The following is a 25,218-nucleotide window of genomic DNA, read 5'->3' as shown; positions in this document are numbered from 1 at the left end:
GAGCTACCTCGCCGGCCTCCACCTCCGGGCCTCGATGATATGGATCAAGGACCTCACCAAGCCCAATCCTTGATCACAATCAGATACACGCCCTAATGCCCTACTGCCCTACTGACGGACCGTCGGGCAACGGAACGGGAAGGTCTTCGTACGGTCGGGCGAACCTACGGTGTTTCCGTCGACCCATCGACCCGGCGGATCGTCGGATCATTAGCCTGGCCGGATGTGCTGGAGCGCGGAGGCCGACCTGATCGCGGGCGGCGCCGTCGCGGCGGTCGGGGTCGCGGCGGTGCTGCGGGCCGGGCCGACCCGACGGCTGCCGCTGGCCGCGCTGCCGCTGCTGCTGGGGGCGCACCAACTGGTGGAGGCCGGCGTCTGGTCGGGCTGGGGCTGGGCGCGCACGGTGTGGGCGGTGATCGCACTGCCGCTGCTGCCGCTGTACGTTCCGGCGGCGGTGTGGTGCGCGACCCGGCGGCGTTCGGCCGCCGCGTTCACCGTGTTCGGCGCGGCGGTGGCCGTCCCGCTCGCGCTCGCACTGGTCCGGCACCCGGTGACGGCGCACGTGCACGGGCACACCGTCGGGTACGCGATCGGCATCCCGGCGGGCGGTGCTGCTGGCGGGCTACCTGGTGGCCGTCCTGGGCGCGCTGCTCTGCTCCGGCGACGCCCGGCTGCGCCTGCTCGGCGCGGTCGTCGGGCTGGGCGCGGTCGGCTGCGCGCTGCTGTGGCGGCTGGCCTTCGTCTCCACCTGGTGCACCCTGGCGGCCGTCGCCTCGGTCCTGCTGCTGGGATGGGCTAAACCCCCACCCCCACAGTCGCCCTGACGCCAAGTCATCCTGATGCTGAGTCAACCCGTCGCACCGGATCCGACCGCAGCGCTTCGTCCGCCCGCTCCGCCGCGTCGATCAGCGCCAGCGCGTCCTGCACCGAGCCGCCCGGGTCGGGGACGGGGTAGAGCACGCCGCGGACGGTGCGCCGGGAGTCGAGCAGCAGGGTGAGGCGCTTGAGCCGGTCCGCGCCGCCGGCCCGGAAGGTGGGCAGGCGCAGCGCCCCGGTCAGCCGCAGCGCGGCGTCCGAGAGCAGGCCGAACGGGAGGGCCTGGTGGGCGGCGAACGCGGCCTGCTGGTCGGGGCGCTGGGTGGAGACGCCGTGGACGGTGGCGCCGCGGGCGGTGAAGTCGGCGAGCCGGTCGCGGTAGGTGCAGGACTCCAGGGTGCAGCCGACGGCGCCGGGGATGTCGTCCCAGCCGGGCGGGTGGCCCTGGGCGCCGGGGGCGTAGGCGCCGGGGAAGCAGTAGAGCACCGTCCAGGGGGTGGCCGCGACCGGGTCGACGAGGGCCGGACGGGCGCTCTCCGAGGCGGCGGGCAGCGCGAGTTCGGGGAGGCGGGTGCCGAGCAGGGCGTGCACGCGGCGGCTCTCGGCGGAGTCGGGGTCGGTGGTGGCGGTGAGGCTGCCGTCACCGAGCAGGTGGCGCCCGCCCCAGTCCTGGAGCGCGACCAGGACGGGGAGCAGGCCCCACCCCTTCTCGGTCAAGTGGTAGGCGTAGCGCGGCGGGTGGGCGTGGTAGAGGCGCTTCTCGACCACGCCGTCCTCGACCAGGGCGCGCAACCGGGCGGTGAGCACCTTGCGGCTGATGCCGAGCGCCTCGTGCAGGGCGTCGAACTGGTGGGTGCCGCCCGCCAGGTCGCGAACGAGCAGCAGGGTCCACCAGTCGCCGACCACGGACAGCGCCTGGGCGATGGAGCAGTCGGTGTCGCCGACGTCGGTGTAGCGCATGGGAACACTGTGCCACTCCCGGCGGCGCACCCCCTATAGTGAGTTCCCATTGGGAACTCACAAGGTGAGCAGGGGGAACACATGAGCACCACCGGCACCACCCGTCCATCGGAGGCGCCTCCGGAGCCCGCGGAACCCGCCTCGGGGCCCACGGGGCCCGCCGCGAGCCCCGCCGCAGCCGCCGCGTTCTGGCGGTACTGGACGGCCTCCACCGTCAGCGGCCTCGGCGACGCCGTCACCACCGTCGCGCTGCCGCTGACCGCCGTCTCGGTGCTGCACGCCGGCGGCGTCGAGGTCGGCCTGGTCACCGCCGCGGGCTTCGCCGCCTGGCTGCTGATCGGCCTGCCCGCCGGGGTGCTGGTCCAGCGGCTGCCGCTGCGCGGCACCCAGGTCGCCATGGACCTGCTGCGCGCCGCCGCGATCGGCTCCGTCCCGTTGGCCGCCGCGTTCGGCGCGCTGACCCTGCCGCACCTGGTGGCCGCCGCCCTGCTGGCCGGGCTGGCGAGCGTGGTCTTCGACGTCGGCAACGCCACCTTCCTGCCCACCGTGGTCCCTCGCGAGCAGCTGACCGCCCGCAACAGCCTCACCTCCGCCACCCACTCGGTGAACCAGCTCGCCGGGCCGTCGCTCGGCGGCATCCTGGTCCAACTGCTGGGCGCGGCGGCCGCGTTGGTGGTGGACGCGGTCAGCTTCCTGCTCTCCGCCGCACTGCTGCGCACCCTGCCCCGACCGGCCGCCGCCCGCACCGCGCCGGGCGCACCCGGCTCCGTCACCGAGCAGATCCGCGAGGGCTGGCGGTACGTCACCGGGCACCCGGTGCTGCGCCCGTGCGTCGCCGAGGCCACCGGCGTCAACTTCGTCTGCGGCGCGCTGCTGGCCGTCACGCCGCTCTTCCTGGTCCGCACCCTGCACGCCCCCGCCGGGCTGGTCGGCGTCCTGATGGCCGCCGAGGGCGTCGGCAGCCTGCTCGGCGCGGCGCTCACCCCGCGGCTGGACGCCCGCTTCGGCAGCGCGCGGGCCCTGCGGTACGCCGTCCTGGCGGGCCTGCTGACCGCCCCGCTGATGGCGCTCGCCACGCCCGGGGCGGGCCTGCTGCTGTTCGCGCTCGGCAGCGCGGGCTTCGGCGGCTCCGTGGTGGTGCTCAGCGTCCTGACCCGGACGCACCGTCAGCGCAGCGTCCCCGCCGAGCTGCTGCCCCGGGTGATGGCCACCGTCCGGTTCGTCTCCTGGGGCGCGATCCCCGTCGGCGCCCTCACCGCCGGCACCGCCGCCTCCCTCACCGACCCCCGCACCGCCCTCGCCCTCACCTGCGCCCTCACCGCCGCCCCGGTCGCCATCGCCTTCACCTCCCGCCTCCGCACGGCCCACCGCCTGGAGGACCTCAACCCCTGACGCGGGAAGCAGGGGCGAGGAGGAGAACCCCGTCCCCACGGCCGGAGGCCGAAGGCCGGAGACGGCTGCGGCACGGCGAAGCCCGGGCACGCCCCGCCCAGCGGAGACGAACAGCGGGCCGATTGCCCTCGCAAAGCCCCGGGCGGTCAGGACGGGAGGGCGGTGAAGGTCCGGCCGGTGTCGAGGAGGCGGGGGAGGACTTGGGCGTAGCCCGGGGCGGTGCCGGACGTCGGGTGGTTGAAGTGGCTGATGACGATCGACCCGGGTGGGGCGGTGGTGAGCGCGGCAGCGACCTGGGCGGGGGTGAAGGTGGCGCCGCCGTCGGCGTTGACCGCGAAGCCGGCGGCGCGTTCGCCGAGGTCGCCGAGCAGGTGCAGGGCGATGTCGTCGTAGTGGGCGGTGCCGGAGCGGAACCAGGTGGGCGGGTGGCCCAGCAGGGCGGTGAGTTTCGCCCGGTTGCCCGCGACCTCCTCGTACGCGGCGGCCGGGTCGGCCGTCCCGGTGATGCCGTACGCCGGACGGCCCGTCACCGAGAGCGGGCGGTGCGCGGTGCCGTGGTTGCCGAGGGTGAACAGCGGGTCGGCGGCCAGTTCGGCGGTCGGGCCGGGGTTGGCGTCGATCCAGCGGGCGTTGAGGAAGAGCGCGGCGGGGACCCGGTGCCGCCGCAGCAGGGCGATCAGTTCCGCGTCGTAGCCGTTGCCGCCGGGGCCGCCGCAGGCGTCGAAGGTCAGCGCCAGCGCCCCGCCGGGGACGGTCGCCACCACGCCGGGCAGGTCGGTCCCCCACTGCTGCGGCACCTGCCCGGCGTACCGGGCCAGGACCTCCTCCCGAGAAGGAGGAGCCGACGCGGACGGGGCCGAGGCGGGGGCGGACGACGCGGCGGGGGCGGCCGACGGGGCGTCAGGTGTCCGCGGGGACGGCCGGGGCGCGGCGGTGCAGCCCGCCGCGAGGGCGAGGGCCGCCACGAGCACCGTCCGACGTGTCGTCATGGTTCCGTCCGTTCCGGTCATATTCGTCACGTTCCACCGTCTTCGTGACCTTCGCCACGAGTGTCACTTCCGGCCCGGAACGGTGCCATCTGCGAAGCTCGGCCGTATGGCTTCCTCCCCTCGACCGCACTATCTGCAGTGGACGACCGTCGCCCCGGTGCTGGCGTTCCTGCTGCTCCTGGCGACCTGGCACCGCGACGTGCCGTGGCCGGTGGTGACGCTGGTGGCCTGCTTCCTGGCGGCGTCGGTGCTGGCCGCCGTGCACCACGCGGAGCTGATCGCCCATCGGGTGGGCGAGCCGTACGGGTCGCTGGTGCTGGCGGTGGCGGTGACCATCATCGAGGTCGCGCTGATCGTCACGCTGATGGCCGACGGCGGGGACAAGAGCGCGGGGCTGGCCCGGGACACCGTGTTCGCGGCCGTGATGATCACCTGCAACGGCATCCTCGGGCTGTCGATCCTGGTGGGGGCGCTCAAGTACCGGGTGGCGGTGTTCAACGCGGAGGGCACCGGTGCGGCGTTCGGCGCGATCGCCACGCTGGCCACGCTCAGCCTGGTGCTGCCGACCTTCACCACCTCGAAGCCGGGCCCGCAGTTCTCCACGACCCAGCTGGTGTTCGCCGCGACGGCCTCGATCGTCGTCTACGGGCTGTTCGTCTCGACCCTGACGGTCCGGCACCGGGACTACTTCCTGCCGGTCACCCCGGCGGGCGAGGTGGTCGACCCGATGGACGAGCACTCGGAGGTGCCGAGCCTGAAGGAGACGCTGACCAGCGTGGCGCTGCTGTCGCTGGCGCTGGTCTCGGTGGTGGGCCTGGCCAAGGGCGTGTCGCCGACGATCGAGCGCGGGGTCGCCTCCGCGGGCCTGCCGAACGCGGTGGTGGGCGTGGTGATCGCGCTGCTGGTGCTGCTGCCGGAGTCGATCGCGGCGGTCCGGGCGGCGGTCCGCAACCGGGTGCAGATCAGCCTCAACCTGGCGCTGGGGTCGGCGCTGGCCTCGATCGGCCTGACCATCCCGGCGGTGGCGATCGCCTCGACCTGGCTGGACGGCCCGCTCGAACTCGGCCTGGGCGCCAACCACATGATCCTGCTGGCGCTGACAGTGGCGGTCGGCACCCTCACCGTCATCCCGAAGCGCGCCACCCCGCTGCAGGGCGGCGTCCACCTCGCCATCCTGGGCGCCTACCTGGTCCTGGCCGTCAGCCCGTGAGCCCGACGGGCGCACGGGCCGTGTCCCGTCGTCGGGTGGCTACTCGACGGTGACGCTCTTGGCCAGGTTCCGCGGCTTGTCCACGTCCCGGCCGAGGGCCACCGCGGCGTGGTAGGCGAACAGTTGGAGCGGGATGTTGAGCAGCAGCGGGTCGAGTTCCGGCTCGCTCTTCGGGACGACCAGGCAGTGATCGGCGAGCCGGGGCTCGACCTGGCGATGCGCGACGGCCAGCACCCGGCCCTCGCGGGCCTTGATCTCGCCGAGCGCGGTGAGGTTCTTGTCGAGCAGTTCGTCGTCGGGGACCAGCGCGACGGTGGGGAGTTCGGGCGAGATCAGGGCGAGCGGGCCGTGCTTCAGCTCGCTGGCGGGGTACGCCTCGGCGTGGACGTAGGAGATCTCCTTGAGCTTCTGCGCGCCCTCCCGGGCGACGGGGTAGCCCCGGACCCGGCCGATGAACATCATGCCCTGGCTGTCGGCGTACGCGGCGGCCAGCCGGGCGATCTCGGCGTCCTGCTCCAGGATCTCCCGGATCTGGCCGGGCAGGGCCTTGAGCGCGGAGACGATCCGCCGGCCGTCGGCGGGCGACAGGTCGTGGATGCGGCCGAAGTGCAGGGCGAGCAGCGCGAAGGCGACCACGGTGGAGGTGAACGCCTTGGTGGAGGCGACCGAGATCTCCGGGCCGGCGTGCAGGTAGATGCCGCCGTCGCACTCGCGGGCGATCGCCGAGCCGACGGTGTTGACCACGCCGAGCACCCGGCCGCCCTTGCGCTTGACCTCCTGGACGGCGGCCAGCGTGTCGTAGGTCTCGCCGGACTGGCTGACCGCGACGTACAGGGTGTCGGCCTCGATGACGGGGTTGCGGTAGCGGAACTCGGAGGCGGGCTCGGAGTGCGCGGGGATCCGGGCCAGCTCCTCGATCAGCTGGGCGCCCATCTCGCCCGCGTAGTAGGCGGAGCCGCAGCCGAGGATCTTCACCCGGCGGATCTCGCGCAGCTCGCGGGCGTCCAGGTTGAGGCCGCCGAGGTGGGCGGTGGCGAAGCGCTCGTCGAGGCGGCCGGAGAGGGTGCGCTCGACGGCGCCGGGCTGCTCGTGGATCTCCTTGAGCAGGTAGTGCGCGTAGCCGCCGGTGTCGTAGGAGCCGATCTCCCAGTCGACGGTGGAGGGCTGCCGGGTGACGGTGCGGGCGTCCTCGGTGAAGGTGCGGAAGCCGTCGGCCCGGACGGTGGCGAGCTCGCCGTCCTCCAGGTGGACGACCTGGCGGGTGTAGCGGACCAGCGCGGAGACGTCGGAGGCGGCGAACATCTCCTTCTCGCCGATGCCGAGCACGATGGGCGAGCCGTTGCGGGCGACCACGATCCGGTCGGGCTGCTCGGCGTCCAGGACGGCGATGCCGTAGGTGCCGACCACCAGCTTGAGCGCGGCGCGCACCGCGTCCTCCAGTTCGCCGCCGTCGGCGCGGTGCGCGGCGATCAGGTGGGCGAGCACCTCGGTGTCGGTCTCGGAGCGGAAGACGGCGCCGTCGGCGGTGAGCTTGGCGCGCAGTTCGTCGGCGTTCTCGACGATGCCGTTGTGGACGACGGCGATCCGGCCCTCGTTGTCGGTGTGCGGGTGGGCGTTGGCGTCGGAGGGGACGCCGTGGGTGGCCCAGCGGGTGTGGCCGATGCCGACGGAGCCCTTGAAGCGGGCGGGGACGGCGGCGGCCAGGTCGGCGACCCGGCCCTTGACCTTGCAGACCTTCAGCCGGGCGGGGGCGGTCCGGGTGGCCGGCGCGATCACGGCGAGGCCCGCCGAGTCGTAGCCGCGGTACTCCAGCCGCTGCAGTCCCTCCAGCAGGAAGGGGGACGCGTCCTTGGGGCCGATGTAGGCCACGATTCCGCACATGACGTGGACTCCTGGGTGGGTCGGGTGGGTGGGTCGGGGTGGGTCGGGGTGGCAAGAGGGCGGGGCCGGGCCGGGTCAAGGGAGCACCGGGGCGGTCAGCCGTAGACGATCCGCCGCAGCTGGCGGGCCGACAGCTGCGGGGCGGCCACCCGGCGGACCGTCAGCTCGCCGCCGAGGCGGGCGAAGATCTGATCGTTGGTCAGGCCCCTGGCCTGCAGCTCACCGTGGCGGCGGCGGACGTACTCCTCGGTGGTCTCGGAGAAGTACGCCAGCACCTCCGCCACGACCCGGGCCGCCTCGCCGGGCGCCAGTGGCGTGGTCCGGGCGAGGTGGGCGAGCAGGTCGTCATGAGGGTGCGGTGAGGCGGGCACGTCCCGGGAGCCTAGGCGCGAAATGTTCATATGCCAAAGATCCTGCCCGATTTCGGGCAGCACGGCGCGCTCCGACACCGCCGCGCAACCGCGGGGACCACCCGCGCGTCCTGAGGGACGGCGGCCGCACGGCCGCTCCGGCCGCGCACCTATGATGTGGGGCCGTCGTTGGAAGACGGTGTGCGGACGGTGTTCGGGTGACGATTCCCGGGCAACCGGGCTGCTCCGCGGTGTCCCTGACCGGGTTTCCGGCGGTCACACCGCAGGATGGGCCGCACACCGTCCGTGTCGATCACAGGGGGACCGTCCGTCATGCAACCGCGTGTGTTCGCCGTCGTCACCGCCGTCCTGCTGGCCGTCCTCGGCCTCGGGTCGGTCCTGGTGACCGACTGGACGCCCAGGGCCGCCGGTGCGGCGGACGCGCCGGCCGGCGGGGCCGCCCGGCCCGGGGCCGCGCCCGCGAGCGCCGCCGGCTCCCCCTCCCCCACCGGCGACCCGGCCGTGTGGACCCGCAGCACGCTGCGCAACAAGCTGATGGCCGAGATGGACGCGACCGACCCGGGCGTCGCGCTGGCCGACCTGGACAAGATCTCCAAGGACAAGCCGTACACCGTCCGGTTCTGCCACCCGATCGCGCACGAGCTCGGGCACGCCGCGGTGCAGCGCTACCACCAGGACTTCCAGAAGGTCATCTCGTTCCCGCACGAGACCTGCGCGGCCGGCTACCTGCACGGCGCGGTCGAGGAGATGCTCGCCAACTCCAAGGACCCGCAGCACGACATCCTCACCCTGTGCGCCCCGGCCAACACCGGCCCGTGCATCCACGGCGTCGGCCACGGCATCATGTTCGTCACCAAGCAGGACATCCCGGCCGCCCGCGCGCTGTGCGACAAGTTCCCCAGCCAGGGCCGCCGGATCACCTGCTCCGAGGGCGTCTTCATGCAGCTGTTCGCCCCGGACGAGGAGGACGAGAAGGCCAAGGCCAACCTCCCCGCCGACAAGCTGGCCGCCGACCCGCTGTACCCGTGCCCCGAGCAGCCCGCGCTCTACCAGTCGGCCTGCTTCTTCTACGCGCCGACCTTCTACCTGTCCTCGCACGACTACGCCAACCACCCCGAGGCGTTCGCCGACGCCCTGAAGTGGTGCCTGAACGGGCAGGCGTCCGGCGGCGCGAACGACTGCTCCCGGGGCGTCGGCTCGCGCACCATGAAGTACAACCTGGACCGCGAGGACTGGGCCGCCCAGCAGTGCGCCACCGCGAAGGACGGCTGGCAGCGCAAGGCCTGCACCCAGGGCCTGGTCTCCTACTACACCGTCAACTACACCGACGGCGGCGCGGCCGGGCGCCTCTGCAACAAGATCACCAACAAGGAGATCCAGGGCTACTGCCGCTCGGCCGGCGGCCTGTCCACCACCCTGGACTGATCCCGGGCCGTCTCGCCCGTCGGTCCGCCCTCCCCCACCGTGAGCTGCGCGTTTAGCATGCCCGTGTGAACGACGACTTCCGCGCGGCCGCCCGGGCGGCCGCAGACCTGGTGGCCGACTACTTCGACGCGCTGCCCGACCGCCCGGTCTGGCAGCCGATGGACCCGGCGGCGCGCTCGGCGCTGCTGGACCTCGAACTGCCCGAGCAGGGAACGGACTTCGCGGCCCTGCTGAAGACCGTCGAGGAGCGGGTGATGCCGCACCCGATGGGCAACGGCAACCCGCGGTTCTTCGGCTGGGTGAACTCCGCGCCGCAGCCGGCCGGCGTGCTGGCCGCGCTGGCGGCCTCGGCGATGAACCCCAGCTCGGCCGGCGGCGACCACGCCGACGTGCACCTGGAGCGGGCCGTGGTGCGCTGGATCGCCGAGCTGGTCGGCTTCCCGCACCCGGCCGGCGGCGGCCTGCTGACCTCGGGCACCTCGATGGCGACCATCGTCTGCCTGGCCGCGGCCCGCAACCGGGCCGCCCGCGCCGCCGGGTGGGACGTCCGGGCGGACGGCCTGGCCGGGATGCCGCCGCTGGTCGGCTACGTCACCGGCGAGGCGCACAGCTGCGTGCGCAAGGCCGCCGAACTGCTCGGCCTGGGCTCCCGGCACCTGCGGGTGGTGCCGACCGACGCCGACGGGCACCTGGTGGTGGACGGGCTGCGCCGGGCCGTCGCCGAGGACCGGGCGGCCGGCCTGCTGCCGTTCCTGGTGGTGGCCTCGGCGGGCACCGTCGGCACCGGCGCCGTCGACCCGTTCGAGCCGATCGCCGACCTCGCCGCCGCCGAGGGCCTGTGGTTCCACGTGGACGGCGCGTACGGGGCGTTCGGCGTCCTGGACGCGGAGATCCGGCACCGCTACGCGGGCATGGACCGGGCCGACTCGCTGGCGCTGGACCCGCACAAGTGGCTGGGCGTGCCGGTGGACTGCGGGTGCGCGCTGGTCCGGGACGCGGAGGAGCTGCGCGGCACCTTCAGCCTGGTGCCGTCCTACCTGCGCGACGACGCGGCGGGCGACCTGGGCTGGTTCTCCGAGTACGGCACCGAGCAGACCCGGCCGTTCCGCTCGCTGAAGGTGTGGGCGTCGATCGCGCACCGCGGCCGGGCGGGCGTCGCCCGGGACGTCGCGCACTGCGCCGGGCAGGCCCGCCGACTGGGCGAACAGGTGCGCGCGGACGCCGAGTTGGAGCTGCTGGCGCCGGTGGAGACCTCGATCGTGGCGTTCCGCTACCGCCCGGCCGGGGTCGACGAGGACACCGTGCAGCGGATCAACGCGCAGCTCCCGGTGGCCGTCCAGCTGCGCGGGAAGGTGTTCGTCACCGGGGCGGTGTACCACGGCACCGAGATGCTGCGGGCCTGCCTGCTGAACGCCGCGACCACCGACGCGGACCTGCGGCTGCTGCTCGACGAGGTGAAGTCGGCCGGAGCGGAACTCCTGGCCGGGGCCCGGACGTCCAACTGACGCGGGGGCGGATCAGCGCCGATCCGGAGGGGCTCCGCGGAGACATTAACCGTCAGGTCACGGGACATTCGTGATCGTGAAACAGCGGAGCGCCACCATGCTGGCATGGACGAGATGGCGTACACCCACGAGAAGAGCAGGCAGCGCGGGGCGGGCCGGGGGCACCGCTGGCGCCGGGAGACGGTCGAGCTGGCGGCGGTGTTCGCCGCCGTCGCCGCCGCCGACCTGGTCGCCAACGTGGTCGTGCACGGGCACGACGGGCCGGTGCTGCTGGCCGCCTCGGCGGCGGCCATGCTCGGCACCGCCCTGTTCCGGGGCTGGCTCGCGCACCGGCACCCGCACGGGCCGCCCGGCCCCGACGCGCCCGCACCCCCGGGCGGTGGGGCGGTGAACGACGAGGCCGAGCCCACCGCGCTGTGGCGGCTGCGCACCAGCGTCGCGGACGCGCCGGGCAGCCTGGCCCGGGTCTGCGCGGCGCTGGCCGAGCGGCGGGTCAACATCGTCTCGATGCAGGCCCACCCGCTGCCGGACTGCACCGTGGACGAGTTCATCGTGCGGGCCCCGAAGTCGCTGCCACGGGCCGAGCTGGTGGCGGCCGTCGCCGCGGGCGGCGGCTGGGACATCTGGACCGACCGGGCCGACGCCCACGAGCTGGTCGACGTGCCCCGGCAGGTCCTCGCACTGGCCACCCGCACCGCCCTGGACGCGGCCGAACTGCCGGTCGCGCTGCGGCAGTTGTTCGGCCGGACGGCGATCCGGCAGTACCCGGGCCGGGGCGCCGCCACGCCCGCCGGGGCGGACGGGGACCTGATGCGGCTGCCGCTGCCCGGCGGCGACCTGCTGGAGCTGTCCCGGCCGGGCCTGCCCTTCACCCCGACCGAGTTCGCCCGGGCCCGCGCCCTGGTCGAGCTGGACACCGTGCTCGGCCCGCGCGTCCCGCAGGTCGCGGCCCGGATCAGCCGCCCGGCCGGGGACGACCTGACGGTCCGTCGGGCCACCCCCGCCGACAAGGCCGCGGCGGTCGCCATGCACGCCCGCTGCTCGCCGGAGTCGCTGCGCCGCCGCTACCACGGGCCGGTCCGGGACGCCGACCGCTACCTGGACCACCTGCTGGACCCGCGGCACGGGCAGACCCTGGCCGTGGAGACCGTGCAGGGCCGGCTGGTCGCGCTGGCCCACCTGATGTGGGACGACGAGGGCGCGGAGATCGCGCTGCTGGTCGAGGACGCCTGGCAGCGCCGCGGCCTGGGCGTGGACCTGGTCCGCCGGATGGCCGCGCTGGCCCTGGAGTCCGGCGTCGGCACCGTCTACGCCGTCACCACCGCGTCCAACTCGGGCCTGATCTCGACCATGCGCCGCCTCTCGGCGCCGCTGGACTACCAGGTCGAGGACGGCACCCTGGTGATCACCGCGCACCTGGCGGAGGCCGCCGAGAAGCTGCCCGCGCCCTGGGCCGCGCGCTGACGGCGGGGCGGGGGCGGCACCGCGCGGACGGGCCGCGCCGGGGAGGCGCGGCCGGGTGCTGCCGGGAGGCGCGACCGCGCGATGTCGCCCCTGCTCAAGTGTGCGGGCGGGAGTCGGTAGGCTGAGGCAGTCCCCGCCACCCGGGGGTCCCCCGCGGACCGGCCAGGGTGGTGCCGCAGCAAGGAGGAACCCCTGAGCATGCCAGGCACCGATTCGGAAGCCCCGCGCGACGCCTCGCTGCCCGCCCGCGCGAAGATCGCCGTGACGGCCGGCAAGATGGCCGCCGCGCTCTCCCAGAAGGCGGGCCGCGGCAGCGGCTCGGTGATCGGCGGCAAGGTCGCGCTCAAGCTCGACCCGGACCTGCTGGCGACCCTCACCGAGCACCTGGACGTGGTCCTGGTCAGCGCCACCAACGGCAAGACCACCACCACCCGGCTGATCGCCGAGGCGCTGCGGGCGGCCGGCCCGGTGGTCTCCAACGCGCTGGGCGCGAACATGCCGGCCGGCATCACCGGCGCGCTGGCGGGCGGCACGAGCGCCCGCTTCGGCGTGATCGAGGTGGACGAGAAGTACCTGCCGATGGTCGCCCGGGACACCCGGCCGAAGGCCATAGCGCTGCTGAACCTCTCCCGCGACCAGCTGGACCGCGCGGCGGAGACCCGGATGATGGCCGAGAAGTGGCGCGAGGGCCTGCAGGACACCGACGCGGTGATCGTCGCCAACGCCGACGACCCGCTGGTGACCTGGGCCGCCTCGTCCTGCAAGAAGGTGGTCTGGGTGGCCGCCGGGCAGGCGTGGAAGGAGGACGCCTGGTCGTGCCCGTCCTGCGGCGGCGTGATGCAGCGCCCCGGGGACGACTGGTTCTGCGGCGAGTGCGGCTTCCGCCGCCCGAACCCGCACTGGGCCCTGCAGGGCACCCACGTGATCGACCCGCACCGCGGCGCCTGGCCGATCCAGCTGCAGCTGCCGGGCCGGGCCAACCTGGCCAACGCCACCTCCTCGGCCGCCGTCGCGGCGGTCTTCGGGGTGGCGCCGCAGGTCGCGCTGCAGCGGATGCAGTCGGTGGCGGCGGTGGCCGGCCGGTACGACGTGGTGCAGTTCCGCGGCCGCGAGGTCCGGCTGCTGCTGGCGAAGAACCCGGCGGGCTGGCTGGAGACCTTCTCGCTGATCGACGGCCCGCCCGCGCCGGTGGTGCTCTCGGTGAACGCGCTGGACGCGGACGGCACCGACACCTCCTGGCTGTGGGACGTCGACTACGAGCGCCTGGCCGGGCACCCGATCTTCGTGCTGGGCCAGCGCAAGCTGGACCTGGCGGTCCGGCTGGAGGTCGCGGGCCTGCAGTTCCAGGTGGTCGACACGCTGGCGCAGGCGGTGGACGCCGCCCCGCCCGGGCGGATCGAGGCGATCGCCAACTACACGGCGTTCCAGCAGCTGCGCAAGGCCGTGGTGGCCTGATGACCGATCAGTTCCAGTCCGGCGGCGGACAGTTCGGCGACGGGCAGTCCGGTGGCGGGCAGTTCGGCGGCCGGCCCGGTCAGCAGGGGTACGGCGAGCAGCAGCAGCGGCAGTTCGGGAGGGGTTCGAGGATGAGCGAGAGCAGCCTGCGGGTGGTCTGGGTGTACCCGGACCTGCTGTCGACGTACGGCGACCGCGGCAACGCGCTGGTGGTGGAGCGGCGGGCCCGGCAGCGCGGTCTGGGCGTGCAGCGGATCGACGTGCGCTCGGACCAGTCGGTGCCGACCAGCGGCGACATCTACCTGATCGGCGGCGGCGAGGACCGGCCGCAGCGGCTGGCGGCGGAGCGGCTGCGCAACGACGGCGGGCTGGTGCGGGCGGCGGAGAACGGCGCGATCATCTTCTCGGTCTGCGCGGGCTTCCAGATCCTGGGCCACGAGTTCGTCAACGACCTGGGCGAGCGCGAGCCGGGCCTGGGCCTGCTGGACGTGCGGACGGTCCGGGGCGAGGGCGCGCGCTGCGTCGGCGACGTGCTGGCGCAGGTCGACCCGCAGCTGGGCCTGCCGCAGCTGACCGGCTTCGAGAACCACCAGGGCGTCACGCACCTGGGCCCGGGCGTCAGCCCGCTGGCGACGGTGCAGGTCGGCCGGGGCAACGGCACCGGCGACGGCACCGAGGGCGCCTGGCGCGACACCGTGTTCGGCACCTACCTGCACGGCCCGGTGATGGCCCGCAACCCCGCGGTGGCGGACCTGCTGATCAAGCTGGCGCTGGACGTGAACGCGCTGCCGCCGGCCGACACCACCTGGTACGAGGCGCTGCGCGCGGAGCGGATCGCCGCGACCTCGCGCCCCGCGTAGCGGGTCCGCCCCGGGGCGGTGGACGGCTGACCGCGATGTGGTCAGCCGTCCCGCCGCGGGGCGACTTCGTAGGAGAATGAGGAGTGCCCGGGCGCAACACCCTCCTCGGCGGTCGGGTCGCAGTTACGCGTGGTGCGTCGAGGAAGCCGCCCCGCGTCGGTTTCGGCTCGGCCGGACGCAGGAACCGTATGCTGTGCAGCAGGTCAGATTCGGGCGTTATGTCCGATTCCCACCCACAGTCCGGCCGTCCGAATCCTGCTCGGGAGTTGGCAAAGCAATGCGTATTGGTGTCCTGACCAGTGGCGGTGACTGTCCCGGCCTGAACGCCGTCATCCGTTCCGTGGTCCACCGGGGGGTGGTCGACCACGGCGACGAGATCATCGGTTTCGAGGACGGCTGGCGCGGCCTCCTGGAGGGCGTGCACCGCCCGCTGACGCTCGACTCGGTGGGCGGCATCCTGGCCCAGGGCGGCACCATCCTGGGCTCCTCCCGGGTGCAGCCCAGCCACCTGCGCGACGGCGTGGAGCGGGCCAAGCAGTACTGCGCCGACCTCGGCATCGACGCGGTCATCCCGATCGGCGGCGAGGGCACCCTGAAGGCCGCGAAGCTGATGAGCGACGCGGGCCTGCCGGTGGTCGGCGTGCCGAAGACCATCGACAACGACATCGCCTGCACCGACGTCACCTTCGGCTTCGACACCGCCGTCTCGGTGGCCACCGAGGCGCTGGACCGGCTGAAGACCACCGCCGAGTCGCACCAGCGCGTCATGGTGGTCGAGGTGATGGGCCGGCACACCGGCTGGATCGCGCTGAACGCGGGCATGGCGGCCGGTGCGCACGCCATCGTGGTGCCGGAGCGGCCGTTCCACATCGACAAGTTGACCGAGGTGGTCCGGGAGCGCTTCGACCGGCAGAAGAAGTTCGCCATCGTGGTGTGCGCCGAGGGCGCCAAGCCCGAGCCCGGCACCATGCCGTGGGAGGAGGGCAGCAAGGACATGTACGGCCACGAGCGGTTCACCGGCATCGCCACCCAGCTCTCCCGCGAGCTGGAGCACCGCCTCGGCAAGGAGGCCCGGCCGGTCATCCTCGGCCACACCCAGCGCGGCGGCACCCCGACCGCCTACGACCGGGTGCTGGCCACCCGCTTCGGCTGGCATGCCGTCGAGGCCGCCCACAAGGGCGCGTTCGGGCACATCACCGCGCTGCAGGGCACCGACATCAAGCTGGTGCCGCTGGGCGAGGCCGTCGCCGAGCTGAAGACCGTGCCCGCCGAGCGCTACCTGGAGGCGGAGACCGTCCTCTGACGGCCCCTCACCCCGGGGCGCGTCGCGGCCCGGCCGCCCGCGCCCCCGGGGATAGCCTTCGCGGCATGGAGATCCTCGCCTACGGCGTCCAAGCGGACGAACGACCCCTCCTGGAAGCGGCCTTCGCGGGGCGGCACGACCTGCGGACCCTGGCCGTCTTCCTCAACCGCGACACCGCGCCGCTGGCCGCCGGCTATCCGGCCGTCAGCACCAGCGTCAACGCCGAGCTCGACGCCGGAACGCTGGCCGTCCTCGCCGCCGGCGGCACCAAGCTGGTCGCGCAGCGCTCCACCGGCTTCAACAACATCGACCTGGACGCCGCCGCCGCCCTCGGCCTCACCGTCGCCCGGGTCTCCCACTACAGCCCCTACGCGGTCGCCGAGCACGCCTGGGCGCTGGCCCTCGCCGTCAACCGGCGGCTGGCCCGGGCCGCCAACCGCTCCCGCGAGTTCGACTTCCGGCTGGACGGGCTGCTCGGCCGCGACGTGCACGGCATGACCGTCGGCGTGATCGGCACCGGCAAGATCGGCGAGTGCTTCGCCCGGATCGCGGCCGGCTTCGGCACCACCCTGCTCGGCTGGGACATCGCCGAGAACCCCGCCTGCCTCGACCTCGGCATGACCTACACCGAGCTGCCCGAACTCCTCTCCCGCGCCGACCTGGTGAGCCTGCACGTCCCGCTGCTCCCGGCCACCCACCACCTGATCGACGCCGCCGCCCTGGCCCGGATGAAGGACGACGCGATCCTGATCAACTCCAGCCGCGGCGGCCTGGTCGACAGCGCCGCCCTGGTCGAGACCCTGCGCACCGGCCACCTCTCCGGCGTCGGCCTCGACGTCTACGAGGAGGAGACCGGCGTCTTCTTCACCGACCAGTCCATCCAGGGCATCACCGACGACACCCTGGCCCGCCTGGTCACCTTCCCCCAGGTCCTGGTCACCAGCCACCAGGCCTACTTCACCCGCACCGCCGTCGGCCAGATCATCGACGCCACCGCCCGCAACATCGACGACTTCGCCGCCGGCCGCACCAACGAGAACACCCTCGTGCCGAAGCCCTGACCGGCGGCCGCCCCGGATGCTCCGCCGGGGCCGCCCGGGGGCGGGGCGTAAGCGGCGCTTAGGCTGGGGGCCGAACGAAACCGGAGCAAACCGGACCGCGGCGGGGCCGGGGGCCGGACGGCATGGACGAAAGCGGGGCCGCCCGATGGGCGACGGCATGACGGGGATGCACCACCACGGCGGGGGGCCGCTGCCGCCCTTCTCGCTGTCGCGGGCGCTGGAGTGGTCGCCGGACTGGCCCTACCTGGTGTTCTGCGCGCTCGCCCTCGGCCTGTACCTGGCGGGCGCGGTCCGGCTGTGGCGGCGCGGCGACAAGTGGCCGGTCGGCCGGGCCGTCGCCTGGACGGCCGGCGTCGGCACGGTGCTCCTGGTCACCTGCACCGGCCTGAACGACTACGGCATGGTGCTGTTCAGCGCCCACATGATCCAGCACATGGTGCTGTCCATGCTGTCGCCGATCCTGCTGCTGCTGGGCGCCCCGATCACCCTGGCGCTGCGCGCGCTGCGCCCCGCCCGCAAGGGCAGCGGCCGGGGCCCGCGCGAACTGCTGGTCGCGCTGCTGCACTCCCGGTACGTGCGGATCGTCTCGCACCCGGTGTTCACCATCCCGGCGTTCATCGCCAGCCTGTACGTGCTGTACTTCACGCCGCTGTTCGACTTCCTGATGCGGTACCAGGTCGGGCACCTGGCGATGATGCTGCACTTCCTCGCCGTCGGCCTGCTGTTCTTCTGGCCGATCATGGGCGTCGACCCGGGCCCGCACCGCCCCGGCTACGTGATGCGCATCCTCGAACTGTTCATGGGCATGCCCTTCCACGCCTTCTTCGGCGTCGCCGTGATGATGGCCTCCGGCCAGCTGGTCAGCACCTTCTCCGCCGCGGCCGCGCCGCTCGGCACCAACCTGCACGAGGACCAGCGGCTGGCGGGCGGCATCACCTGGGCGTTCGGCGAGATCCCGACCGCGATCGTGCTGATCGCGCTCACCCTGCAGTGGGCCAAGTCCGAGGAGCGGCAGGCCCGCCGCCGCGACCGGGCCGCCGACCGGGACGGCGACGCCGAGCTGGAGGCGTACAACCGGTACCTGGCCTCGCTCGACAGGGCCACCGGCTGACCGCCGGTCCGTTCTCCCGCACCGCCCGGAAGCCGCACGGCTCCCGGGCGGTCCGCGTCCCCGGCCCGGCCCGGCCCGCCCGGCGAGTCAGCCGATGCCCTGGCGGTCCGGGGTGAGCGCGAAGTCGCGGTTGTCGGGGTCGGGGACGGCCTCGGCGACGGCGCGTTCGAGGAGCCGGCGCCGGCGCAGCAGCGGGGGGCGGCGGGGTTCGGGGGTGATCCGGAGCAGGTCGTCGAGGGCGGCGGCGAGGCGGCAGGTGACCTGGGGCTGGCCGGCGCCGCAGATCCGGATCTCGGTGAAGGCGAGGTCGACGGTGGCCTCCCAGTCCGGCACCGGCTGGACCAGCCGGACGGCGCCGTCCCGGTCGCGGTGGCGCAGCGCGCCGAGGCGGTGCGGGGCGAGGACGGCGAGCAACTGGTGGATGCGGTCGACGGCCTGGACGGCGGTGGTGGGGTCGTTGACGGCCGGGGAGAGCGCCCGGATCGCGATGTCGACGAGCTGGCGGAAGCCGAAGCCGAGGTCCTGGTGCATGGTGCGGTCGACGCCGACGTTCAGCGCGGTGGTGATCCGGCGCGGGCGGGGCGGGGTGCCGCCGACCACGACGACGGTGGGGGTGCCGGGGGCGATGAAGTCGCCGATCCGCGGCACCAGGTGCAGCACGGTGCCGTGCCGCCGGGCGACCCGGATCAGCCGGCGGATGTTGACGTCCCGCAGGACGCCGCCGCGGCCCTCGTGCAGCAGCGTCGGGCCGGCCGGGGCCGGGTCGGCGTCCGGGGCGAGGTCGGGGGCGAGCCGGCGGATGTCCTGGAGGACCTGGAGCGACTCCCGGGTGACCCGGTCGATGACGTGCGGCACCCGCAGCAGCCGCAGCGTGGCCTGCACGTACAGCACGAACAGGGCCAGGCTGAGCAGCACCATGGCGAGGGCGACGACGGTGGAGACGACCGGGACGGAGACGGCCTGGTCCGGGTCGGTGGTGTCGTCGTAGCCGAGCTGGACGAACAGCGTGTAGACGAAGGTGGCCAGGCAGGTGGCGAAGGTCGCCTTGATCAGCCGGCTGCGGACGTACAGCCGCAGCACCCGGGGGCTGAACTGGCTGGCGCCCATCTGCAGCGAGACCAGCGAGATCGAGAACACCACGCCGATGAAGGTGAGCATCGCCGAACTGACCGTCGACACCACGCTCTTCGCGGCCGTGCCGAACGACAGCAGGGTGTCGGCGGCCTGCTCGGCCGCGGCCTCGGCGAAGATCTCCCGGTCGAGCAGGTCGGTCAGGCCGGCCAGCAGCACCGCGCCCAGGCAGGCCAGCAGCGGCGCGAACCAGAACGACTCGCGCAGGTGCTCGCGCAGCGGCGAGAGCGCCCGGTAGTGCGGGGCGCGGCGGGACGGACGCAACGGTTCCGGCGGTCGGGGCGGCGGCTCCTGGTCGCTCATCGGCCCAGGCCAACGGGGCCCGGACGGCCCGCCGGGGAGCCGCGCCCGACGGGGCGGTGGCGGGGCGCCGACGGGGCGGCGGGACGGAAAACCGCTGGTCGCCGGGCCGGTGGCCGGTGGATACTCGGTGACCGTGACGGACGACGAGGACGCGGGCGGGGGCGAGAACGCGGGCGCGGGCGGGGCGGCGCTGCGGCGGGTGCTGGCGGAGGCGGGCGGGCCGGAGCTGCTGGAGGTGCTGGCGGAGCGGCTGAGCGGGGCGGACCTGACGACGCTGCTGCTGGAGGTGTTCCGGCGGCGGGCGGAGCGGGTGGCCCCGGCCGAGGTGCTGCGGCGGTACGCGGCGGACCGCTTCACGGCGCCGGCGCCGACGGCGTTCGCGGACCTGCGCCGGGTCGAGGACGCGCTGCTGGCGGCGCTCCCGGACGGGTTCCGGACGGTGCTGCCGGCCCCGCTGGTGCCACTGGCCGCGCACACGGCGGTCGCCCCCGTGGACCCGCGCAAGGTGGTGGCGACGGTGCGCGGCACCGAGGTGGCCGCCGACCCGACGAACGCGCTGGCGCTGGAGGCGGCCCGGCTGCGGGCCGCGGACCCGCGTGCCGTGGAGCCGGTCCGGCTGGCCGCGTCCCAGCGCGTGGTGCGCGCCCAGCGGTTCGCCGACCAGGGGGCGCTCGCGCACTTCCAGCTGTTCGCGCTGGTCTCGGCGGGCCGCGACACCGGGGCGCGGTCCTTCGAGCGGGCCGAGCTGGCCACCCACCTGCGCTTCGCCGCGCGGGCGCTGGCGGCAGCCGGGGTGGAGCGCACCGAGGTCCGGTTAACGGTGCTCGACCCGGCGCTGGCGGAGACGGCCGCGCACGCGGCGCGGGCGCTGGCGGACCTCCCGGGCGTGACCGTCCGGGACGACCCGGACCGGCCGACCGGGCGCGCCTACTACACCGGCCTGTGCTTCAAGGTGCACGGCGTGCTGGACGGCGGCCCGGTCGAGCTGGGGGACGGCGGCTTCACCGGCTGGACGCGGCGGCTGACCGGCAGCCGCAAGGAGCGGCTGCTGATCAGCGGCTACGGCCTGGACCGGCTGGCGGGCCTCAGCAGTCGGACGGGGTGAGCGCGGCGGTCCGGCGGGCTCAGCGGGTGAGCGCGGCGCCCCGGCGGGCTCAGCGGGTGAGCGCGGCGACGACGTCCAGCAGCGGGGCCGGGTCGGCCTCGTCCGGGCCGCCGATGCACAGGCGGTCCGCCAACTCGCCGTAGCGGGCGCGGAGTTCGCGGGCGGCCTCGGCGGGTTCGGCGGCCACGGCGAAGGTGCGCAGGACGGTGTCGTCGATCAGCGCGCCCATCTCCTGCCAGCGGCCGCGCAGCGAGAGCGGGTGCAGTTCGTCCTGCAGGGCGGCCCAGCCGTGGGTCTCCAGGACGGGGCGGTAGGCGGGGGTGGAGGCGTAGAAGGCGAGGCGTTCGCGGACCAGGCGGAGGTTGGCCGCGTACTCCTGCTCGTCCCGGCCGGTGGCGACCAGCACGTTGGCCACCACCTCGAACGGCCGGGCGGTCCACGGGGCCTGCTCGGCCTCGGCGGTGGCGCGGGCGGCCCGGACGGTGGGCAGCACGTACGCGGCGAGGTGCCGGGGCGAGCCGAAGGGGTGGGCGAGGAAGCCGTCGGCGACGGCCCCGGCGGTGGCCGTCATCAGCGGGCCGACGCCGGCCAGCAGGATCGGCGGCGGCCCGGACGGCAGCGGGTCCGGGGCGAACACCGGCGTCATCAGGGTGTGCCGGTAGAACTCGCCGCGGTGGGCGAGGCGTTCGCCGCTCTGCCAGCTGTGCCAGATCGCCCGGACCGCCGCCACGTAGTCGCGCATCCGGGCCGCGGGCCGGTCCCAGGGCATGCCGTAGCGGCGGACCACGTGCGGCTTGATCTGGGTGCCGAGCCCGATCGCGGCCCGCCCGCCCGAACTCTCGTGCAGGCCCCACGCCTCGTAGGCAAGCGCCATCGGGGTGCGGGCCAGGGCGACGGCGACGCCGGTGCCGAGTTCGATCCGCGCGGTGCGGTCGGCGGCCCGGGCCAGTTGCAGGAACGGGTTGTGCGAGGTCTCGGCGAGCACGAAGCGGTCGGCGCCGCGCTCCTCCGCCTCCCGGGCCAGTCCGGGCGCGGTGGCGGGCCGGGGCGGGGCGGCGAGGTCGATGCGCATCGGCGGTGTTCTCCTGCGGACGGTACGGGGGCGGGCGGCGCGGGCGCCTCCGATGCTATTGCCATGCCGCTGCTGTGCCGCCCGGGCGTTCCGGTGGCCGGTCAGGAGGGGACGGCGAACGGGGAGGGCGTCGTGGTGGTGGTGTTGCCCCACGGGTCGACGGTGACCACGGGCTCGTCGGGGTCGCGGACGTCGACGCCGGCGATCAGGACGGTGTCGTCCGCCGGGTCGAAGTAGGTGCGCGACTGCCTGGCGCGGACCAGCAGCGGCTCCAGTTCGGGGACGGTCACCCAGGCGGCGGCGCCCGGCGTGTGCGGGGCCAGTTCGCCCGGCAGGCCCGGATCGGCGGGCACCGCGTCGGTGAACCCGGGCAGCGGCGTCGCGACGGTCGGCCGGGTGCCGAACAGCCGGGCGACCCGACCGGGCGTCAGGCGCAGCACGGCGGTCAGGTAGTACCGGTTGTCCTGGTACGGCACCAGGTCGCGGCTGCTGCCGCGCCAGGAGGAGACCCAGTGCGCTTCGGCGAGTTCGCCGAAGCGGTGGAAGCGGGTCACCATCGGGTCGCGGTCGGTGCGCAGCCCCGTCGTCTGCCAGCCGTGCACGTCGGTGATCTCCGGCCGGGACGCGCGGTCCGCCCGGTCGACCAGCGCGACGGCCCCGACGGCCGCGACCAGGCCGCCGACCGCCAGGAACACCTTCACCCGCACCGCTCTTCGCACGACCGACTCCTCCCCCGTGGAACACCGAGTCTGCTCGGCGCCCGGGCCGTCGGCATCGCCCCGGCGGAGGACCGGCCGGGGCCGGTTCCCCCGCCGATCGGGGCGGGTGATCGTCCGTCAGCGGGTGGTGTACGCGCCGCCGTTGACGTGCAGGGTCTGGCCGGTGAGGTGGCGGGCGCCCGGGGAGGCGAGGAAGTGCGCGGTGGCGGCGATGTCCTCGACGGTGCCCGGCCGCTTGGTGTGGGTCTCCTCGATCAGGGCCCGGCGGCGCTCCTCCGGGACGGGCCCGCCGAAGAACCCGGTGCCCTCGACGTACCCCGCGGCGATCACGTTGCAGGTGACGCCCCGTGGCGCCAACTGGGCGGACAGCGCGGCGTTCCAGGCCGCGAGGGCGGCCTTGGCGGCACCGTACGCGCCGCCGCGCCGCTCGGCGCCCAGGGAGCCGAGACTGATCACGGCCGCCCCCGGCACGAACAGGTCGCGGACCGCCTCGGTGGTGAGAACGGCGCCCAGCAGGTTCTGCGCGAGATTGGCCTGCCAGGCGGCGAGCAGCCCGACCAGCGGCGGCACCCCCTCCCCCACCTGCTCCGGGGGCAGGCCGCCGGCCGCGTTGACCAGCACGTCGACGCGGTCCAGCCCCGCCGCGAGCGCCGCGACCGCCACCGGATCGGTGGCATCGCACACCACCCCGCGCACCCCCAACTCCGCCGCGGCCCGCCCCACCCCCTCCGCCCGCCGCCCCGTCAGGCACACCTCGTCCCCCGCCGCGGCGAAACGGGCCGCAACGGCCCGCCCGATCCCACTGCTTCCCCCGGTCACGAGCACGGTACGACCCACACTGTCCTCCCCAACTGCTACGTTTAGACCTAAACATAGCCGAGACCGACGGGCCGGAGGCAACCCCGACCATGACCACCCCGCACACGAAACCCTCGAACCCGACCGACGCGACCGACGCCTCCGACCGCACCGCCACCCACGAACCCGAAGGCGAAGCCCACGCCGAAGGCGAAGGGGTGGGTGGGGGTGATCATCGGTCGGCCGGGGCCATCGCGGCGGCCTGGCGGCGGGAGCGGCCCGGGGTGGTGACGGATTCGATCGGGATCGTCACTCCGGTGTGGCGGTTGGCGAAGCTGTTCGCCGATGACCGCAACCGGGTGTTGCGGGCGGCCGGGATCGATGCGGCGACGCTGGATCTGCTGTCGGTGTTGCGGCGCTCCGGGCCGCCGTACGAGTTGACGACCCGTGAGTTGACGCGGCGGACGCTGGTGACGGCGGGGGCGGTCTCGCAGCGGGTGGCCCGGGCCGAGCGGGAGGGGCTGGTGCGGCGGTTCCCCGATCCGGCGGGCGGGCGGGCCGTCCTGGTGGCGCCGACCCCGGCGGGGCACGCCCTGGTGGAGCGTTCGGTGGATGCCGTCCTGGGCCGCGAGTCCTCCCTGGTGACCGGACTCTCGGCAGACGAACGCGCGCTGCTGGCAAGCCTGTTGGACCGCCTGCTGACCGATCTGCACGGCCGGATCGGCCCGGCCGACTGACGGCCGCGGCGCCGCCCCCTTCTCCTACTCTCCGCCCGCGGGCCGGCCCAGGGCAAGACTGCAATTTTTCCCGCCGGACCAGGACACTCGTTCCCGGACGGGAGCCCGCTCGGCTCCCCGGCGGAGAGGGGGGACGCCCGTGCCGGACGTCCGATGGGACCCGCACGGCAGCCTGCGGCGCGCCCTGTGGATCGGTGGCGCGCAGTGGGCCGGCAAGACCACGGTGGCCGAACTGCTGGCCGAGCAGTACGGGTTGACGGTCTACCACTACGACTACCACGACGCCCGCGGCCACCAGGACCGCCGGATCGCGCGCCGACTCGCCCTGGGCGAGCCGCTGGTGCAGCCCGGCCCGGACCGGGCCTGGTCGGACCGGACGCCGGAGGAGATGGCCGCCGACACGCTGGCCGGGTTCCCGATCCGTTTCGAGTGGGCGCTGGACGACCTGCGCGCGCTGTACACCGGGCGACCCGCGATCGCCGAAGGCTGGGGCCTGCGGCCGGAGTTGGTCGCGCCGCTGCTCGATTCGCCGCGCCGGATGGCCGTCCTGGTCCCCACCGAGGAGTTCCGCCGGCACCAGTTGCGGGTCCTGCCGCGCGCGGGGGCGCTCGGCGTCCCGGTCCGCGACCCGGCCCGCGCCCAGGCCAACCGCGTCGCCCGGGACCGCCTGGTCGCCGAGGACGCCGTCCGCCACGCCCGCCGTCTCGGCATCCGCGTCCTGGAGGTCGACGGCACCCGGGACGCGCCGGCGGTCGCGGCCGACCTCGCCGACCAGTTCGCCCCGTACCTGGCCGTACCCGCGGCGGCCTGAAAACCCGGCAGCGGCGGGCGGCGGGCTCAGTCGGTACCCGCTCCCGACGGCGGCTCCCCGGCGGCACGGCCACCCGGTGTCCGCAGGCCGTCCACCACCAGGGCGAACAGGTGCTCGCGCCGCTCGGCGAGCGCGGGGGCCAGGCCGGACATCCAGCCGACGGCGTTGGCCAGGGCGAACAGGTCCGCGCCGGTGACGTCCGGCCGGATGCGCCCGGCCCGCTGGGCGGCCGCCAGCAGTCCGGCCCCGGCCTCCCGCATCGCGGTGCAGCTCGCGTGCAGCGGCGAGGCCGGGTCGTGGAGGGTGGCCATCAGCGTCTCCGGCAGGCCCTGGTGGGCGGCCGCGCCCGCGCTGAACTCCCGCAGCCAGTCGACCAGGGCCTGCTCCGGCTCCGCCTGTCGCTCGAACTCACGGGCCCGCTCGGCGAGTTGCTCGAAGCGTCGACCGAGCAGTGCCTCCAGCAGCGCCTCCCGGTTCGGGAAGTGCCGGTAGAGCGTGCCGAGTCCGACCTCCGCACGGCGGGCCACGTCGCGCAGCGAGGCCTGCGCGCCCTGCTCGGCGACCACCTGGGCGGCGGCCTCCAGCAGGCGGTCCCGGTTGCGCCTGGCGTCCGCGCGGGGCGCCCGGGCCGGTGGCTCAACAGTCATGTCGAATCCCGTCGTTGACATTCGGAGCAGTGCTCTGCCTAGCTTTCCGGAGCAGTGCTCCGCATTCTACGGCGGAGCCGATCGGCCCACCG

22 protein-coding genes and 1 pseudogene are annotated in these 25,218 nt (G+C 74.6%); 14 read left to right on the top strand and 9 right to left on the bottom strand.

Annotation, left to right across the window (positions count from 1 at the left end; genetic code table 11):
- Positions 1-223: 223 nt before the first annotated feature.
- Positions 224-824 (top strand): annotated as a pseudogene (locus ACIOHG_RS33385) (DUF6629 family protein).
- 7 nt (positions 825-831) lie between these two features.
- Here the strand turns inward: ACIOHG_RS33385 and ACIOHG_RS33380 are convergent.
- Complete coding sequence (locus ACIOHG_RS33380) at positions 832-1,776, bottom strand: winged helix-turn-helix transcriptional regulator (protein ID WP_400956208.1); 945 nt, start codon at positions 1,774-1,776, stop codon at positions 832-834.
- Positions 1,777-1,857: 81 nt separating this feature from the next.
- Here ACIOHG_RS33380 and ACIOHG_RS33375 point away from each other — a divergent pair, with 81 nt between their 5' ends.
- A complete protein-coding gene (locus ACIOHG_RS33375) occupies positions 1,858-3,168 on the top strand; it encodes an MFS transporter (protein ID WP_400956206.1) in 1,311 nt (436 codons plus the stop codon).
- Positions 3,169-3,314: 146 nt separating this feature from the next.
- Here ACIOHG_RS33375 and ACIOHG_RS33370 read toward each other — a convergent pair whose 3' ends face one another.
- The gene (locus ACIOHG_RS33370) at positions 3,315-4,157 is read right to left on the bottom strand and encodes a polysaccharide deacetylase family protein (protein ID WP_400956204.1); all 843 of its coding nucleotides are present in this window, start codon (positions 4,155-4,157) and stop codon (positions 3,315-3,317) included.
- A gap of 106 nt (positions 4,158-4,263) precedes the next feature.
- Here ACIOHG_RS33370 and ACIOHG_RS33365 point away from each other — a divergent pair, with 106 nt between their 5' ends.
- Positions 4,264-5,367 (top strand): calcium:proton antiporter, encoded by a 1,104-nt coding sequence (locus ACIOHG_RS33365; RefSeq protein ID WP_400956203.1) that lies wholly within the window; start codon positions 4,264-4,266, stop codon positions 5,365-5,367.
- A gap of 39 nt (positions 5,368-5,406) precedes the next feature.
- Here the strand turns inward: ACIOHG_RS33365 and glmS are convergent, their stop codons facing one another.
- Both glmS and ACIOHG_RS33355 read right to left on the bottom strand, forming a co-directional pair.
- A complete protein-coding gene (gene glmS, locus ACIOHG_RS33360; protein WP_400956202.1) occupies positions 5,407-7,248 on the bottom strand; it encodes a glutamine--fructose-6-phosphate transaminase (isomerizing) in 1,842 nt (613 codons plus the stop codon).
- A 95-nt stretch (positions 7,249-7,343) separates the two neighbouring features.
- On the bottom strand, positions 7,344-7,649 hold the full coding sequence (locus tag ACIOHG_RS33355; protein ID WP_400956200.1) for a hypothetical protein: 306 nt from the start codon (positions 7,647-7,649) through the stop codon (positions 7,344-7,346).
- Between the two features lie 282 nt (positions 7,650-7,931).
- Here ACIOHG_RS33355 and ACIOHG_RS33350 point away from each other — a divergent pair, with 282 nt between their 5' ends.
- From ACIOHG_RS33350 to ACIOHG_RS33315, 8 genes are all read left to right on the top strand, one after another.
- Positions 7,932-9,044: a hypothetical protein gene (locus ACIOHG_RS33350; protein WP_400956199.1), complete on the top strand. Its 1,113-nt coding sequence runs from the start codon at positions 7,932-7,934 to the stop codon at positions 9,042-9,044.
- A gap of 65 nt (positions 9,045-9,109) precedes the next feature.
- Positions 9,110-10,549, top strand: coding sequence for a pyridoxal phosphate-dependent decarboxylase family protein (locus tag ACIOHG_RS33345; RefSeq protein WP_400956198.1), 1,440 nt, complete (start codon positions 9,110-9,112; stop codon positions 10,547-10,549).
- Positions 10,550-10,654: 105 nt separating this feature from the next.
- Positions 10,655-12,013, top strand: a complete 1,359-nt coding sequence (locus tag ACIOHG_RS33340) for a GNAT family N-acetyltransferase (protein WP_400956196.1) — start codon at positions 10,655-10,657, stop codon at positions 12,011-12,013.
- Between the two features lie 198 nt (positions 12,014-12,211).
- Entirely contained in the window at positions 12,212-13,468 is a 1,257-nt protein-coding gene (locus tag ACIOHG_RS33335) for a MurT ligase domain-containing protein (protein ID WP_400702434.1), read from the top strand.
- A 131-nt stretch (positions 13,469-13,599) separates the two neighbouring features.
- Positions 13,600-14,328, top strand: coding sequence for a type 1 glutamine amidotransferase (locus ACIOHG_RS33330; protein WP_400956214.1), 729 nt, complete (start codon positions 13,600-13,602; stop codon positions 14,326-14,328).
- Positions 14,329-14,605: 277 nt separating this feature from the next.
- Positions 14,606-15,631 (top strand): 6-phosphofructokinase, encoded by a 1,026-nt coding sequence (locus tag ACIOHG_RS33325; protein ID WP_400956194.1) that lies wholly within the window; start codon positions 14,606-14,608, stop codon positions 15,629-15,631.
- Between the two features lie 65 nt (positions 15,632-15,696).
- Positions 15,697-16,692, top strand: coding sequence for a 2-hydroxyacid dehydrogenase (locus tag ACIOHG_RS33320; protein WP_400956192.1), 996 nt, complete (start codon positions 15,697-15,699; stop codon positions 16,690-16,692).
- Between the two features lie 166 nt (positions 16,693-16,858).
- On the top strand, positions 16,859-17,803 hold the full coding sequence (locus tag ACIOHG_RS33315; protein ID WP_400956213.1) for a cytochrome c oxidase assembly protein: 945 nt from the start codon (positions 16,859-16,861) through the stop codon (positions 17,801-17,803).
- 87 nt (positions 17,804-17,890) lie between these two features.
- Here the strand turns inward: ACIOHG_RS33315 and ACIOHG_RS33310 are convergent, their stop codons facing one another.
- Positions 17,891-19,237 (bottom strand): DUF2254 domain-containing protein, encoded by a 1,347-nt coding sequence (locus tag ACIOHG_RS33310; RefSeq protein ID WP_400956190.1) that lies wholly within the window; start codon positions 19,235-19,237, stop codon positions 17,891-17,893.
- A 133-nt stretch (positions 19,238-19,370) separates the two neighbouring features.
- Between ACIOHG_RS33310 and ACIOHG_RS33305 the strand changes: the two genes are divergently transcribed.
- Positions 19,371-20,342 (top strand): hypothetical protein, encoded by a 972-nt coding sequence (locus tag ACIOHG_RS33305; protein ID WP_400956188.1) that lies wholly within the window; start codon positions 19,371-19,373, stop codon positions 20,340-20,342.
- 49 nt (positions 20,343-20,391) lie between these two features.
- Here ACIOHG_RS33305 and ACIOHG_RS33300 read toward each other — a convergent pair whose 3' ends face one another.
- The 3 genes from ACIOHG_RS33300 to ACIOHG_RS33290 form a co-directional block, all read right to left on the bottom strand.
- The gene (locus tag ACIOHG_RS33300) at positions 20,392-21,414 is read right to left on the bottom strand and encodes a TIGR03617 family F420-dependent LLM class oxidoreductase (RefSeq protein WP_400956186.1); all 1,023 of its coding nucleotides are present in this window, start codon (positions 21,412-21,414) and stop codon (positions 20,392-20,394) included.
- A gap of 101 nt (positions 21,415-21,515) precedes the next feature.
- The gene (locus ACIOHG_RS33295) at positions 21,516-22,133 is read right to left on the bottom strand and encodes a hypothetical protein (RefSeq protein ID WP_400956185.1); all 618 of its coding nucleotides are present in this window, start codon (positions 22,131-22,133) and stop codon (positions 21,516-21,518) included.
- Between the two features lie 117 nt (positions 22,134-22,250).
- A complete protein-coding gene (locus tag ACIOHG_RS33290) occupies positions 22,251-22,970 on the bottom strand; it encodes an SDR family NAD(P)-dependent oxidoreductase (RefSeq protein WP_400956184.1) in 720 nt (239 codons plus the stop codon).
- A 71-nt stretch (positions 22,971-23,041) separates the two neighbouring features.
- Here ACIOHG_RS33290 and ACIOHG_RS33285 point away from each other — a divergent pair, with 71 nt between their 5' ends.
- The gene (locus ACIOHG_RS33285; protein ID WP_400956183.1) at positions 23,042-23,668 is read left to right on the top strand and encodes a MarR family winged helix-turn-helix transcriptional regulator; all 627 of its coding nucleotides are present in this window, start codon (positions 23,042-23,044) and stop codon (positions 23,666-23,668) included.
- A gap of 139 nt (positions 23,669-23,807) precedes the next feature.
- Positions 23,808-24,479: a hypothetical protein gene (locus tag ACIOHG_RS33280; protein ID WP_400956182.1), complete on the top strand. Its 672-nt coding sequence runs from the start codon at positions 23,808-23,810 to the stop codon at positions 24,477-24,479.
- A gap of 26 nt (positions 24,480-24,505) precedes the next feature.
- On the opposite strand, the gene ACIOHG_RS33275 is transcribed toward ACIOHG_RS33280, so the two are convergent.
- A complete protein-coding gene (locus ACIOHG_RS33275) occupies positions 24,506-25,126 on the bottom strand; it encodes a TetR/AcrR family transcriptional regulator (RefSeq protein ID WP_400956180.1) in 621 nt (206 codons plus the stop codon).
- Positions 25,127-25,218 lie beyond the last annotated feature (92 nt).

The sequence above is a fragment of the Kitasatospora sp. NPDC088134 genome, from assembly GCF_044741705.1.
Taxonomy (GTDB): Bacteria; Actinomycetota; Actinomycetes; order Streptomycetales; family Streptomycetaceae; genus Kitasatospora.
The sequence above is the reverse complement of the archived record's forward strand: the minus strand, read 5'-3'. Positions and strand labels throughout refer to the sequence as shown.